Below are 13186 nucleotides of genomic sequence, written 5' to 3'. Positions count from 1 at the left end.
GGAATCACATGAAACGAAATAAACCACAATCGCTACAGACGCGGATTTTGGCGATGATGTTGGCATTCATCACGCTACTCATCGTCACATTCGGCGTGTTGCAGTACGTCAGTACGAAGCATACGGTACAGAGCTCGATGCAAGCGGTCCTGTTGGCGGATGGGGCCCGAATCAGCGAGGCGATCGACGCAGAAGCGTATGCGGCATTTTTACAGAACCCTGTGAAAGATGAACGGTTCGAGCAGTTTCGGGAACAGCTCGACACGTATCGGACGCAAATCGGGGCCATGTATGTGTACACACTCGCAGCCGACGGCGAAGAGCTTCAAATCATCGTCGATGGGATGAGCGCGATTGATGCGGTCGATATCGGAACGCCGACGACGGCGACATCGTTTGCGGACGCGAGAGCGGCGTTTGAAGGTGGGACCGTCACGACACCGATTGTCGAGGACCCAGAGTACGGGGACTATATGACGGTGCTCGTTCCGATCAAACAAGGCGGGGACGTCATCGGTGTACTTGGAATCGACAAAGGGGCGAGTGACGTCGCAGCGGTGACGGAAGACGTGTTGCAAGAGAGCTTGCCGCCGATTCTCATCGGACTCGTCGTCTTGCTTGGGATCGCCTCGGTCATCATCTGGCGCTACCTTGGCTGGAAACTTCGTCCGCTCCGGGAGCTCGAACGTGTCGCGACCCATATCGCGAGTGGGGACTTGGCGACGGCGGCTCGTGAGATGGACAACATCCAGTTGAAAGCGAATGACGAAATCAAGCGGCTTACCGCTTCGATGGATCAGATGACAAAAATGCTCCGCGACTTGATCTCCGGATTACAAACGTCCGCTCAGACGGTGCGCGATGAGAGCGGCAACGTGGCGAGTATCTCGGAAGAAGTGAACGATGCCTCGCGTCAAATCGCGTTCACGATGGAAGAAATCGCGGGCGGTGTCGAGAATCAGAGCGTGCTCACGATGAAACTGTACGGACACATGAATGAGTTTTCGGAACTCGTCGACCAGACGGCGCACGACGGCAACGGCGTGAGCGAACAAGCGGAAGTCGTCAGTCGGGTGACGGCAGAAGGACTTGAACTTATGGAGGATGCCGTCGGCAAGATGACGAACATCCATCTGCAAGTGCGCGAGTCGCAAGGCCAGGTGAAGGACTTCGAGCAACAGGCGGACGAAGTGACGGCGCTCGTCACGATGATCCGTCAAATCTCTGAGCAGACGAACTTGCTCGCCTTGAACGCGGCCATCGAGGCGGCTCGTGCCGGGGAGCATGGAAAAGGCTTCGCCGTCGTCGCTTCTGAGATTCGCAAGTTATCCGACAGCGTTGCGCGGTCGGTCAGTGAGATTTCGGAAATCGTTGGCAGCGTCAAACGAAACTCGATCGCGCTCGGCGAGACGTTCACGGACAGCATGCACGCTGCCGAGGACGGCAAGCGGACGCTCGAGGAGACGAAGCGCGCCTTCAATGAGATTGAACAGAGCGTGCGGGAGATGCAGCGCCTGACGAACTCGATGCAAGGGCAGCTCGGACGCGTCAAGACGAACCAAGACGACATCAAACGTGGTCTCTCTGACATCGCGTCGATTTCTGAAGAGAGTACGGCTGGTAACGAGGAAGTGGCCGCCTCGACCGAACAGATGTCGGCGACGAGCGAGACGATGAACCGGCTCGTTAAAGATTTGTCGCACACGGCCGAGGACATGCAACGCATGAGCCGACAGTTCAAGTTGTAAACAGTCTCAAGTCAGACATACCTCCATTGCGTCCGTTATACTAGGCGCAAGGGAGGTTTTTTCATGCAACGCGTCTCAAGTGAACTCACACAATTCCGCGGCAGTCACTATGACTTTGGCCGCTTTCAAGGACAATACATCAAGCGCAGCAAACTGCTCGAGAACCGAACCGACCAGTGGAAGCTCCGCGTCCCGCGCTTTGAGATTGACGAGCGCGAGGCGAAGCAGGCGTTCGACCGGTTCGCCCCGAAGATTTGGGAAGAACTGCTCGGACTCCAAGACGAGCTCGAATTGACGCTCGCCGACACGCTCCTTCACTTCGGTCATTTCCGGGTCAATAATCCGATCAGCGGCTGTTCGATTTTGACGGGCGACAACTTCCTCGTCCGTAACTATGACTATCACCCGATGACGTACGACGGACGCTATAACGTGTTCCAGCCAGATGAGGGTTACGCCGTCATCGGTCCCGTCTCACGTGTCACCGGCCGGATGGACGGGATGAACGAGAAAGGGCTCGCCATGGGTTATAACTTCATCAACCGGCGGCGCCCGGGGGATGGGTTCGTCTGTCAGATGATTGGCCGAATGATTCTCGAGACGTGCGCCACAGTCGAGGAGGCGGTCGATCTGCTTCAAGAGATTCCGCACCGCGGCTCGTTCACGTATGTCGTCCACGACAAGTCGTCGAAGACGCGTGTCATCGAAGCGACACCGCGCGACATTCGCGTCCGCGAGTCGAATATCTGTACGAACCATTTCGAGTTGCTACAACACGAGAACCGTTACCATCTTGATGATTCAACACGCCGGATGATGGAAATCAAGATGTATCAACATATCGTCCAGGACGCCGAGAGTGCGTTCCGGCTCATGAACGACTCGGACAAAGGCGTCTTCTCGGAGCTGTACAAGAGCTGGGCCGGCACGATTCACACGGCGGCTTATTTCCCGGAGACGCTCGAGACGTGGTTCGCCCTCGGTGGCGACCGCGACCCGGTCATCTTTGATTTTCAGGAGTGGCTCGACGGCAAGGATTTCGATTTACATGCCCTCGATGGGGAAATCGCGACCGACATCGAGTTCGCGAACACGGTCCAACTGTGGCGGTAACGAAAAACAAGCAGAGGCTCATGATGAGTCGCTGCTTGTTTTTCGTTCGTCTGGCGCACGTTAAACCGTACTGAATTCTTTAAAACCGGGAATACTCATAGCAGGAGGGATTCAGATGAAACGAATCGGATTGTTAGCCATCATGCTCAGTTTGATGCTCGTCCTCGGCGGCTGTGTGCCGGGCGACGGGACGTACACGACCGACCCGGCCGGCTTCTTTTGGGGCGTCTGGCACGGGTGGATCGCACCGGTGTCACTCGTTTTAGGATTGTTCAATGACACGTATCGCGTCTATGAAGTGAATAACACCGGTTGGTTCTACGATTGGGGCTTCTACATCGCCATCATCAGCGGCTTTGGTGGGGTAGCGGTCACACGGAAGAGTCGGAGTTGACGTTAGACGGGCTTTCGTCCGGACACGGCTACTGTATGATAATCACGTGAGTCAGGACCGCGAGTCTCGACGACGTCGGTCAGACCAAGCGCGGAAGCGGCGGGGATGAACTGTTCCCGCACGATGGATGCGATGCCGTCCCACGTCACGTCAGCTTTCCCGTCACAGTACGTGATGACGAACAACCCGCCCGGTGCGAGGACACGTTCGATTTCGGGAAGCACCGCAGGCACGTCTTCCCAAAAGTAGAGGGTATGGATGCTGAAGACGCGGTCAAACTGTGCGTCCGGGAACGGGAGCGTTCCGAGGTCGCCTTCGACGACATCAGCTCGCCCGGCTTGCACGTCCGTTCGATTTCGTCGGAGCGCCGAGCGGACGATAGTCGGGGAACGGTCGAGTCCGGTCACATGCACGTGCTCAAAGCCACGTAATATCTGTGCAAGCGCGTCGCCGGCCCCACAACCAAGGTCGAGAACGCGATTGTCGGGCTGAATGTGAAGTTGCTCAATCGTCCAATCGACTTCGACTCGGTGTTGCCGGACCATCTTCTCGCCGATGTACGTCCCGACGATGCCGCGCGGGTTCTCGTATTGACTGTCAATCCATGTTTGGAGACGTGTGAAGCGCATCGAACCATTCCTTTCCGAATCCAGTAGATGTAGATTGAGTGTAGCATAACCATTTTGGGAAGGGAGTTGAATCGATGCGTTCCTTTTGGATTTTCGGCAATCAGTTGTCGCACGAACTCGAGCTATTCAATCACGTTAAGAACGATGACGTCATCGTCATGATCGAGGCGACATCCCGGGCGATGTGGCGGCCGTACCATAAACAAAAGCTCGTCCTCATCTTCTCGGCGATGCGTCATTTCGCCGAGGAGCTGCGCGACAAAGGCTACACGGTCGACTATCACGAGGCCGACTCGTTCCAAGACGCATGGGACGACCACTTCACACGATATGAACCGGAAGAAATCCATTATACAGCCGTCACCGACGCTGCGATGGAGAAAAAGTTGCAACAGTTCGGTCAGCAGCATAAGCTCGTCGAACATACGGACGTGCCGCTCTTCTATTTAACGAAGAAGGAAGCCGTCGATACAATCGGCAACGCGCCATGGCGGATGGACCGCTTCTATCGCCAGATGCGGAAACGGTTCGACGTCTTGCTCGAGGACGGGAAGCCGCGCGGTGGCAAATGGTCGTTCGATGCGGATAACCGCCAGCCGCCGAAAGACGGGCTGACGTTCCCGGCACCGATCCATTTCCGACCGGACGCGATCACGAAAGAGGTCATCGAAAAAGTGAATCGCGATTTCGCCGACCATCCGGGCGACATCACCCCGTTCGTCTGGCCGGTGACGCGTAGTGAGGCACGACGGGCATTGAAACGGTTCGTTGAGGAGCGACTCGAGACGTTCGGTCCGTATCAGGACGCGATGCTGTCGGACAATCAAGACATGTCGCATAGCCTGCTGTCGGCGGCCATCAACATCGGGCTCCTGACACCGGACGAGGTCGTTCAAGCGGCCATTGCGTCGGATGCGCCGCTCGCCTCGGTCGAAGGATTCGTTCGTCAACTTCTCGGCTGGCGGGAATATATGCGCGCCGTCTATGTGGCGACGATGCCGGGCTACGAGTCGGTCAACACGTTCAAACATGAGCGTGACTTGCCGCACTACTTCTGGGACGCCGAGACGGACATGCACTGTGTCCACCAGAGTGTGAAGCCGGTCATCGAGCGGGCGCACAACCACCACATCCAGCGGCTCATGGTGCTCGGCAACTTCGCGACGCTGTTCGAAGTGTCGCCGCAACAGACGAGCGACTGGTTCAACGAGATGTATATCGATGCCTACGACTGGGTCGTGCTGCCGAACGTGCTCGGGATGGCGCTCCATGCCGACGGCGGGCGCCTCGCGACGAAGCCGTATATCGCCTCGGGAAAATATATCGACAAGATGAGCGACTACTGTAAAAGCTGCAAGTATAACCCGAAACATACGACCGAAGAAGATGCCTGTCCGTTCAATGCGCTCTATTGGCACTTCATCGACAAGCACGAGGAGCGGTTCGAAAAGAACCAGCGCATGAAGATGATGGTCCGCAACTGGCAAGGCCGGGACGATGCCGTCAAAGCCGACATTTTGGCGAAGGCGAGACAGACGCTCGACGAAACCGACTCCTTATGAGTCGGTTTTTTTACGTCGTCTTCACAAACTTTTGCATCTGCTTCACGGACGCTTTACATTCATCCGTTACGATATGACTTGTGAGACCCCTCATGCCAAGTGAATAGCAACCGGTAGAACATTCGAGAGACCAACAGAAGCCCGTACGTCGATGACGTCCTGTTTCTGTTGGTCCTTTTTTTAGGGAAGGATGATTCAAGTGAATGAAACGCTCCGCACGATCGGACAAGAGAAGATGATTGCCTCCATCAAATCACCGAAACAACTCGAGAAGTTCCTGCAGTCAGACGTGACGACGACGTTCCTCATGATGGGGACGCTCAGCACGCTCGATCGCTACGTCGCCCATTTGAAGCGCGAGAATCGGACCGTGTTCCTGCACGCCGAACGCATCAACGGCATCAGTCTCGACCGTGACGGCATCGACTATTTGGCGAAACGCGTCGGCGCAGACGGGATTGTGACGACGAAGGCGTCTGTCATCCAACATGCCAAACGGGCCGGCCTGATGACGGTGCAGCGCCTATTCCTCGTCGACTCGGACGCCATCTCGTCAGGCATCAAGATGGCGAAAGACCAACAGCCGGACGCGCTCGAACTGATGCCGGGTCTCATTCCGAGTGTCATCGAGCACGTCGCGGAACACGTCTCGTTGCCGATTGTGACGGGTGGGATGATTCGAAAACCGATTCACGTGCATGAAGCCTTGTCCCACGGGGCGTTCGCCGTCTCGACCGGGGATGAGCGATTATGGGCGTCGCAAGGAATGAAGGAGGATATCATATGAAATCGATTCAACTGCAGAATATCAAAAAGTCATACGACGAGACGGAAGTCATCCGTGGCATCGACGTGACAATCGAGGCCGGTGAGTTCTTCGCCCTCGTCGGACCGTCGGGTTGCGGCAAGAGCACGATGCTCCGAATGATCGCCGGGCTCGAGTCAATCACGAGCGGGACGCTCCGCATCGACGGCGTCGCCGCGAACGACTTGAAACCGAGCGAACGCCAACTGTCGATGGTGTTCCAAAACTATGCGCTCTATCCGCATATGACCGTCGAGAAGAATATCACGTTCGGGTTACATACGAAAGGGCTGACGAAGCTCGAGCAGCGCGAACGCTGCCTAGCAGCGGCCGAGACGCTCGGACTGACCGACTATTTGAAGCGGAAGCCACGCGAGCTCTCAGGTGGACAACGGCAACGGGTCGCCTTAGCCCGGGCGATCGTCACCGAGTCACCGATCTGCCTCATGGACGAGCCGCTCTCGAACTTGGACGCCAAGCTTCGGGCCAAAATGCGCTCGGAGATCCGGCAGCTGCAACGCAAGCTCAAACTGACGATGATTTACGTCACGCACGACCAAGTCGAGGCGATGACGATGGCCGACCGGATGATGCTGTTGAACGATGGCGAGGTCCAACAAGTCGGTCAACCGCTCGATTTGTACAATAAGCCGGCGAACACGTTCGTCGCCTCGTTCATCGGTTCACCGCCGATGAATTTGACGCCGGTGCAGCGGAGTGACAAGGGCTGGGTCGCCTCGGACGGACGCCTGTTCCATCCGAACACGCTGACGCGAGAAGATACGGCGACGCTCGGCATCCGCCCGGAACAAATCACGCCGGCGAAAGAGGATGTCACGTTCTATGCCGAACTGAAGAACATCGAGGTGCTCGGCACGGAGACGATTCTCGCCTTTGACATGGGCGGCGTCGAGTGGCTCGCCAAATGGCCGGGACAATGGCCGCTGTCGATCGGGGAGAAAATCGCCTGTTACGTCGACCCGAAACAGATATCTTTGTTTGATACGAACGGCAATCGTATCGAACCGCGGCAACCGAAACTGTTCGAGGCGTTGGAGGTGTTCCAATGACGGTCGCCCTTCCGAGACAACGCGTCCGGACCCGACTATCGGACGCGACGAGCGGGCTCCTCTACTTGTCACCGTCGATCGCGCTGTTCGGGATTTTCCTCGTCTATCCGCTGTTCCGGACGATTTACTTGAGTTTCTTTCAAACGGACACACAAGGGACGCCACTCAGCTACGTCGGCGGCGAGCATTACGCTAAGCTGTTCACGAGCGCCTCGTTTTGGCAGAGCATTCAGGCGACGGTCGGCTTCGTTCTGTTGACCGTCCCGCTCACAATCATCATCGCGCTCAGTCTGGCGCTCCTCGCCAACGAGAAATTACGCGGGATTGGCATCTTCCGGACGGCATTCTCGGCGACGATGGGGATGAGCGTCGCAGCCTCATCCGTCATTTGGATGTTCATGTACAACCCGTCCATCGGCATCTTCAACCGTTTCTTGGAAGCGGTCGGAGCGAGTGGGGTGCAGTGGCTCCTCGACCCGCAGTACGCGCTCCTATCCGTGTCGCTCGCGACCGTCTGGATGAACATCGGCTTCACGTTCTTGATTCTTCTCGGCGGGCTGCAAAACATCGACCGGACGCTGTACGAGAGTGCGGACATCGCCGGGACGGGGTATTGGACCCAGCTCCGAGCAATCACCATCCCGATGCTGTCCCCGACCCTCTTCTTCGTCGGCATCATCTCGCTCATCAATGCGTTCCAGACGTTCGGGCAGATTGATTTGCTGACGAAAGGCGGGCCGACGAACTCGACGAACGTCATCGTCTACGCCATCTATAAGGACGCGTTTATCAACTATAACGTCGGCGGGGCGAGTGCGCAGGCCGTGCTCTTGTTCCTCGCGGTCCTGACATTGACGTGGCTCCAGTTCAAGCTCGTCGAAAGGAAGGTGCATTACCAATGACGCTCCGGAAAGTAGTCACGTATGCTCTCCTCGTCTTGAGCGCCGTCGTCATGCTGTTCCCGATTGCCTACGCGTTCTCGATCAGCCTGATGGATGGGAGTGAGGTGTTAAAAGGCAACCTCATCCCGCGCGACGTCACATTCGACAACTATGTCGCCGCGTTCGAGCGGATTCCGCTTATGACGTACTTATGGAACAGTCTCGTCGTCGCACTCCTCGTCATGGTCGGTCAAGTCGTCTTGTCGAGTCTTGCCGCCTTCGCGTTCGTCTTCATCGACTTCAAAGGGAAAGGGCTCATCTTTATGCTCTTCCTCGCGACGATGATGGTGCCTTGGGAAGCGACGATGGTACCGAACTTCTTGACGATTCAGTCGCTCGGCTGGCTCAACTCGGTGTGGGGGCTGTCGGTGCCGTTCTTCGCGCTCGCGTTCGGGACGTTTTTGCTAAGACAACAGTTCAAGACGATTCCGTACGAGATGTACGAGGCGTCACAAATCGCCGGCATCAGCCGCTTCCGTTTCTTTTGGAACGTCGTCTTGCCGGTGTCGAAGACACCGCTCGTCACGTTGTCGGTATATAGCTTCTTGACGACATGGAACATGTACTTATGGCCGCTCCTCGTGACAAACACGGAGCAGGCGCGCACGGTGCAAATTGGGATTAAGCAGATGCAGTCGAACGAGGTCGCCTCGGATTGGGGTGTCGTCATGGCGGCGGTCATCATGATCATCATCCCGACGCTGATGCTGTTATTCGCAGGACAAAAGCAGTTACAAGAAGGTCTGACGCAAGGTGCGATCAAATAATAGGGGGAAACGTTCATGAAAAAGAAAGCATTATTCGCAGGGTTGGCCAGTTCGGTGTTATTGCTCGGGGCATGTGGCAGTCAAGAGGCGGAAGAAGCCGCGGCGACCACGACGACGGATGGGAAGACAGAAGTCGTGTTTTGGCACGCGATGAGCGGTGACTTAGAGACCGCTCTCAACAACCAAGTCGACGCTTTCAACGAGTCGCAAGAGGAGTATGAAGTGAAACCGGTGTTCCAAGGCACGTATGAAGAGGCGCTCACGAAGTTCAACGCCGTCGCAGGGTCAGCGGACGCACCGGCCATCATGCAGACGTTCGAGGTCGGCACGAAGTATATGATCGACTCGAACAAAATCACGCCGGTCCAGGAGTTCATCGACAAAGAGGACTTCGATACGAGCGTCTGGGAAGAGAACATCTTGAGCTATTACCAAGTCGACGGCAAGCAGTACTCGATGCCGTTCAACTCGTCGACACCGGTACTCATCTACAACAAAGACGCGTTCGAAAAAGCAGGCCTCGACCCAGAGAAAGCGCCGCGCACGTATGACGAACTGAAGCAAGCGGCGAAGGCACTGACGACCGACGGGCAGACCGGCTTCACGATGCTCAACTACGGTTGGTTTTTCGAGCAACTTGTCGCCGCGCAAGGTGGGCTCTATGTCGACAACGACAACGGCCGTAGCGAGGCACCGACGAAAGCTGTCTTCGATGGGGAAGAAGGGCAGAACGCCTTCAACTTGATTAAAGAGATGTATGACGAGAAGACGTTCATGAACGTCGGTCAAAACTGGGACGACATGCGTGCCGCCTTCCAATCCGGAAAAGTTGCCATGTATCTCGACTCGTCGGCTGGGATTCGTACCGTGGCGGACAACGCTGACTTCGAGGTCGGGGCGTCGTACTTGCCGGTGCCGAACGAAGCCGATCGTGAAGGTGTCATCATCGGTGGGGCCTCGCTCTGGATGGGTGACGGCATCGCCGACGAGACGAAGCAGGGCGCATGGGAGTTCATGAAGTATGCGGCGTCGAAAGAAGCACAGGCCAAATGGCACGTCGAGACGGGCTACTTCGCCATCAACCCGGACGCGTATGACGAGCCGGTCGTCAAAGAGATGTGGGCCGAGTACCCGCAACTGAAAGTGACGGTCGATCAATTGAGTGAGACGAAAGCCTCACCGGCGACACAAGGCGCCCTCATCTCGACGTTCCCGCAGTCACGTCAAAGCGTCGTCAACGCCATGGAGAGCCTATACCAAGGCGTATCGGTCGAAGAGGCGTTGAAACGCGCGGCCGATGAGACAACTTCCACCTTGGGACAATGACATGTTGATTTACGCACATCGCGGCTATAGCGCCAAGTATCCGGAGAACACGATCAGCGCGTTCAAGGCGGCGTTGCCTCACGTCGACGGCATTGAGCTCGATGTCCAATTGACGCGCGACGGACGCCTCGTCGTGATCCATGACGAGACGGTAGACCGGACGACGAACGGAAGCGGCTTCGTCAAGGATATGACGCTTCGACAGCTCCGCTTGCTCCGGACGGAGAGCGGGGAACGGATTCCGACGCTCGAGGAAGTACTCGTCTTGATTGAACCGTCCGACGTCACGCTCAATATCGAGTTGAAGACGGATCAATTTGATTATGAAGGAATCGAGTATTTGACGTGGCTCGCTGTCACCGAGTTCAAGTTAGAAGAGCGCGTCGTCTTCTCGTCGTTCAACCCGGACACGCTCGTCCGGTTACGGGACGTCGCCCGCGAGGCGCGAATCGCCGTCTTGACCGGGGATGGTCATCCGTACTTGATTGAGCTCGTCGAACGGATCGGTGCCGAGGCGGTTCATGCTCAACCGGCATTTATCGGGACGAGAGATGCGGCGATGATTCGCGAACAAAATCGGTTGCTTCGCCTGTATACCATCAATGACCCGAGCGAGTTGCCGGACATGACTGGTGTCGACGCCATCATGACGGACGAGGTCGAGCGGTTCCAATCGAGGTTGCGTCATTGAAGTGAGGCTGGGATATGCCTCAGTCGATTTGTAAAAAGAGGCCAGCTGGCGCGACGTGTTCGCATCAGCTGGCCTCTTCTCATGGCAATTCTCTAAATTTAGTATTCTTTGTTCAACGTGGTAAATTCATCTTCTTTCAAAGGTGAATCGCCTTTTGAATTATGTCCATAATAGGTGACGACGTACTCTTTCTTTTGATTGGTTTTGACGAAAAATTCATACTCGACTCTGTTTTCGTCCTCGAAATTCAAGCGATATAAGTACCCAAATTGATTCATGCTGAACTCGACATCATAGGCGCTCTGATCGATTGAAAAATGCTCAGTTAACGTTTCGTTCAAAAAAGTTTCTCGCTGATTTACTTCATGAAGAAGGAAAAAGACACCTCCTAACAGGAGTAACGCAAAAGCGAGTTGAAACTTGGGTATAGGTTTGGTAGATGCCATCTACATGAGCCTTCCTTAAATGAGATCAATCAACTGCTACCGAGTAAATATGACAAAGACCGCTCAATGAAACGGTCTTTGTCATGTCTTCTTCGATGAATCACTAAAAGCAAAATACAACCCGACGCCAATTGCGAGTCCGATCAAGTAGTGATCGAGCGCGATGGCAGTCGAGACACCCACGCCGAGGGCGAGCGGAAAGGCGTAGCTGCCGATTGTCGGTTTGTTGGACATGGAGCATGCCTCCTTTGTCCAATTACTACGGGCGCCGCCTCAAAAAGTTTCAAGCCTTCTTCTTCGTCCCTTGGAACGCGAAGAACATCGCGATGCCAATCCCGAGTCCGAGCCACCAGTTGTCGAACAACAGCCCGAAAATGAGAATAAAGGCGACGGCGACCGGGAGTGCCAAAAAGCCACGTTGACGTTTCATGCGAATCATCCTTTCTACGTCTCTCTTCTCGTCTGTTCCCGCTTTAAAGGTGATTCATTCAAAAAAGACGGTCCTGTCAGTCGGACGTCTCCCGTTCGGCGAGTGACGTCGCATGCGTCGAACTATTGGGATATAAGTAGATGGAGAACGTCGTGCCTTCCCCGTACACGGAGTCGGCATGGATGCCCCAGCCGTGCGCTTCGGCGATCCGTTTACAGATGCGAAGGCCGAGACCGGTCCCTTTGATCGGGCGGTGTGCATCCGAGTCGACCCGGTAATACTCATCGAACACATACGGGATGGCGTCACTCGGGATGCCGATTCCGGTGTCACGGACCGACAGGACATACGTGTCGTCTTCGGTCGTCAGCTCGACGTAGACCGTGCCGCCGTTCGGCGAATACTTGATCGCGTTCCCAATCAAGTTATGGAGTAGTTGCAACAGCTTCTCCTGGTCGGCCTCGAGCGTCACATCGTCAGCGGACAAGATGACGTCGTGCTGGGGGGCCGTCGCCTTATAGTGTGCGACGATGTCCTCGAGCAATGGTCGCAAGTCGAACGTCGACAACGACAATAACTCCACGGAATAGTTCACACGCTGGTAGTCGAGGAAATTATCGACGAGCCGCTCGAGCCGCTCGGCCTCCCGTTTGACGAGCGTCAACATCCCATGCGTCTTTTCATCGTCGTGATGTTGATACATGAGCAGCTCTGCATAACCGTTGATGGCCGTGAGCGGGGAACGGAACTCGTGGGACAGTTCGGCCAAGAAGGTGTCTTTCTGCTCCTCGAAGCGGATCGAGTCTGTGATGTCTCGCCACATGAGGAATGCGCCGCGCGGCGTATGTGTGAAGTTCACAATGACTTGCATCGTTCGCTCGCCAATGCGGAGCGACTTCGCGTCCATGCTCGGACAACAGCCGAACCGGTTCGTCATGAGCTCCTCCCAAAACAGCGTTACATCCGTCATATTTGCACCGTTACGCTCGAACGCTTCGTGGAAGAAGCGGGTCATATCTTCCGGACGCGAGAAACGCTGGGTGACCATCGAGGGACAGATGGCACGAAGCTGTTCATTCGAATACAGATGGTTTCGTGTGAAGTCGATATAACAGACCGCATCTTGAGCTTCTTCGACAATCGAGTGAATCGGTAACGTGTGGGGTACATGGGTCCGATTCATTCGCTTCGCCGTCGAGCGTCCATGGTACCGGCGAGCCGGATAGAATGACTTTCGAGTCATCGGGCGAACCTCCCTTCGATA

15 protein-coding genes are annotated in these 13186 nt (G+C 55.8%); 10 read left to right on the top strand and 5 right to left on the bottom strand.

All coding sequences use genetic code 11. The features are described from left to right. Positions 1-8: 8 nt before the first annotated feature. The 3 genes from KNP84_RS04180 (at position 9) to KNP84_RS04170 (ending at position 3255) form a co-directional block, all read left to right on the top strand. The gene (locus KNP84_RS04180) at positions 9-1748 is read left to right on the top strand and encodes a methyl-accepting chemotaxis protein (protein ID WP_215114344.1); all 1740 of its coding nucleotides are present in this window, start codon (positions 9-11) and stop codon (positions 1746-1748) included. Positions 1749-1811: 63 nt separating this feature from the next. Further along, positions 1812-2861 (top strand): C45 family autoproteolytic acyltransferase/hydrolase, encoded by a 1050-nt coding sequence (locus tag KNP84_RS04175; RefSeq protein WP_215114343.1) that lies wholly within the window; start codon positions 1812-1814, stop codon positions 2859-2861. 115 nt (positions 2862-2976) lie between these two features. Beyond that, positions 2977-3255, top strand: coding sequence for a hypothetical protein (locus tag KNP84_RS04170; protein WP_215114342.1), 279 nt, complete (start codon positions 2977-2979; stop codon positions 3253-3255). Between the two features lie 2 nt (positions 3256-3257). Here the strand turns inward: KNP84_RS04170 and KNP84_RS04165 are convergent, their stop codons facing one another. Next, on the bottom strand, positions 3258-3884 hold the full coding sequence (locus KNP84_RS04165; RefSeq protein ID WP_215114341.1) for a class I SAM-dependent methyltransferase: 627 nt from the start codon (positions 3882-3884) through the stop codon (positions 3258-3260). A 74-nt stretch (positions 3885-3958) separates the two neighbouring features. On the opposite strand from KNP84_RS04165, the gene KNP84_RS04160 reads away from it, so the two are divergent. The 7 genes from KNP84_RS04160 (at position 3959) to KNP84_RS04130 (ending at position 11046) form a co-directional block, all read left to right on the top strand. After that, the gene (locus KNP84_RS04160; protein ID WP_215114340.1) at positions 3959-5446 is read left to right on the top strand and encodes a cryptochrome/photolyase family protein; all 1488 of its coding nucleotides are present in this window, start codon (positions 3959-3961) and stop codon (positions 5444-5446) included. A 199-nt stretch (positions 5447-5645) separates the two neighbouring features. Beyond that, positions 5646-6233, top strand: a complete 588-nt coding sequence (locus tag KNP84_RS04155; RefSeq protein WP_370448784.1) for a glycerol-3-phosphate responsive antiterminator — start codon at positions 5646-5648, stop codon at positions 6231-6233. After that, on the top strand, positions 6230-7321 hold the full coding sequence (locus KNP84_RS04150; protein ID WP_214835728.1) for an ABC transporter ATP-binding protein: 1092 nt from the start codon (positions 6230-6232) through the stop codon (positions 7319-7321). The genes KNP84_RS04155 and KNP84_RS04150 overlap by 4 nt, the downstream gene beginning before the upstream one ends. Further along, a complete protein-coding gene (locus KNP84_RS04145; protein WP_215114339.1) occupies positions 7318-8223 on the top strand; it encodes a carbohydrate ABC transporter permease in 906 nt (301 codons plus the stop codon). The genes KNP84_RS04150 and KNP84_RS04145 overlap by 4 nt, the downstream gene beginning before the upstream one ends. Continuing rightward, positions 8220-9029, top strand: a complete 810-nt coding sequence (locus KNP84_RS04140) for a carbohydrate ABC transporter permease (RefSeq protein ID WP_215114338.1) — start codon at positions 8220-8222, stop codon at positions 9027-9029. Before KNP84_RS04145 ends, KNP84_RS04140 begins: the two co-directional genes overlap by 4 nt. A gap of 15 nt (positions 9030-9044) precedes the next feature. Further along, positions 9045-10355: an ABC transporter substrate-binding protein gene (locus KNP84_RS04135; RefSeq protein WP_215114337.1), complete on the top strand. Its 1311-nt coding sequence runs from the start codon at positions 9045-9047 to the stop codon at positions 10353-10355. Continuing rightward, complete coding sequence (locus KNP84_RS04130; protein ID WP_251131120.1) at positions 10327-11046, top strand: glycerophosphodiester phosphodiesterase; 720 nt, start codon at positions 10327-10329, stop codon at positions 11044-11046. The genes KNP84_RS04135 and KNP84_RS04130 overlap by 29 nt, the downstream gene beginning before the upstream one ends. Positions 11047-11144: 98 nt before the next feature. On the opposite strand, the gene KNP84_RS04125 is transcribed toward KNP84_RS04130, so the two are convergent. From KNP84_RS04125 to KNP84_RS04110, 4 genes are all read right to left on the bottom strand, one after another. Continuing rightward, a complete protein-coding gene (locus tag KNP84_RS04125) occupies positions 11145-11492 on the bottom strand; it encodes a hypothetical protein (RefSeq protein ID WP_215114336.1) in 348 nt (115 codons plus the stop codon). Positions 11493-11573: 81 nt separating this feature from the next. Then, positions 11574-11726: a hypothetical protein gene (locus KNP84_RS04120; protein WP_215114335.1), complete on the bottom strand. Its 153-nt coding sequence runs from the start codon at positions 11724-11726 to the stop codon at positions 11574-11576. A gap of 49 nt (positions 11727-11775) precedes the next feature. Continuing rightward, on the bottom strand, positions 11776-11922 hold the full coding sequence (locus KNP84_RS04115; protein WP_021066172.1) for a hypothetical protein: 147 nt from the start codon (positions 11920-11922) through the stop codon (positions 11776-11778). 76 nt (positions 11923-11998) lie between these two features. Next, a complete protein-coding gene (locus KNP84_RS04110) occupies positions 11999-13165 on the bottom strand; it encodes a sensor histidine kinase (RefSeq protein WP_251131119.1) in 1167 nt (388 codons plus the stop codon). Between the last annotated feature and the right edge of the window lie 21 nt (positions 13166-13186).

This window comes from Exiguobacterium sp. s70 (assembly GCF_018618315.1).
Taxonomy (GTDB): domain Bacteria; phylum Bacillota; class Bacilli; order Exiguobacteriales; family Exiguobacteriaceae; genus Exiguobacterium; species Exiguobacterium chiriqhucha.
Note: the sequence above shows the minus strand (reverse complement) of the source record. Positions and strands in the feature narration are given on the sequence as shown.

What these genes read in the sequence shown, in the direction of transcription:
- KNP84_RS04180 (WP_215114344.1), top strand. Translation starts at nt 9, where the DNA reads ATGAAACGAAATAAACCACAATCGCTACAGACGCGGATTTTGGCGATG.
- KNP84_RS04175 (WP_215114343.1), top strand. Translation starts at nt 1,812, where the DNA reads ATGCAACGCGTCTCAAGTGAACTCACACAATTCCGCGGCAGTCACTAT.
- KNP84_RS04170 (WP_215114342.1), top strand. Translation starts at nt 2,977, where the DNA reads ATGAAACGAATCGGATTGTTAGCCATCATGCTCAGTTTGATGCTCGTC.
- KNP84_RS04165 (WP_215114341.1), bottom strand. Translation starts at nt 3,884, where the DNA reads ATGCGCTTCACACGTCTCCAAACATGGATTGACAGTCAATACGAGAAC.
- KNP84_RS04160 (WP_215114340.1), top strand. Translation starts at nt 3,959, where the DNA reads ATGCGTTCCTTTTGGATTTTCGGCAATCAGTTGTCGCACGAACTCGAG.
- KNP84_RS04150 (WP_214835728.1), top strand. Translation starts at nt 6,230, where the DNA reads ATGAAATCGATTCAACTGCAGAATATCAAAAAGTCATACGACGAGACG.
- KNP84_RS04145 (WP_215114339.1), top strand. Translation starts at nt 7,318, where the DNA reads ATGACGGTCGCCCTTCCGAGACAACGCGTCCGGACCCGACTATCGGAC.
- KNP84_RS04140 (WP_215114338.1), top strand. Translation starts at nt 8,220, where the DNA reads ATGACGCTCCGGAAAGTAGTCACGTATGCTCTCCTCGTCTTGAGCGCC.
- KNP84_RS04135 (WP_215114337.1), top strand. Translation starts at nt 9,045, where the DNA reads ATGAAAAAGAAAGCATTATTCGCAGGGTTGGCCAGTTCGGTGTTATTG.
- KNP84_RS04130 (WP_251131120.1), top strand. Translation starts at nt 10,327, where the DNA reads ATGAGACAACTTCCACCTTGGGACAATGACATGTTGATTTACGCACAT.
- KNP84_RS04125 (WP_215114336.1), bottom strand. Translation starts at nt 11,492, where the DNA reads ATGGCATCTACCAAACCTATACCCAAGTTTCAACTCGCTTTTGCGTTA.
- KNP84_RS04120 (WP_215114335.1), bottom strand. Translation starts at nt 11,726, where the DNA reads ATGTCCAACAAACCGACAATCGGCAGCTACGCCTTTCCGCTCGCCCTC.
- KNP84_RS04115 (WP_021066172.1), bottom strand. Translation starts at nt 11,922, where the DNA reads ATGAAACGTCAACGTGGCTTTTTGGCACTCCCGGTCGCCGTCGCCTTT.
- KNP84_RS04110 (WP_251131119.1), bottom strand. Translation starts at nt 13,165, where the DNA reads ATGACTCGAAAGTCATTCTATCCGGCTCGCCGGTACCATGGACGCTCG.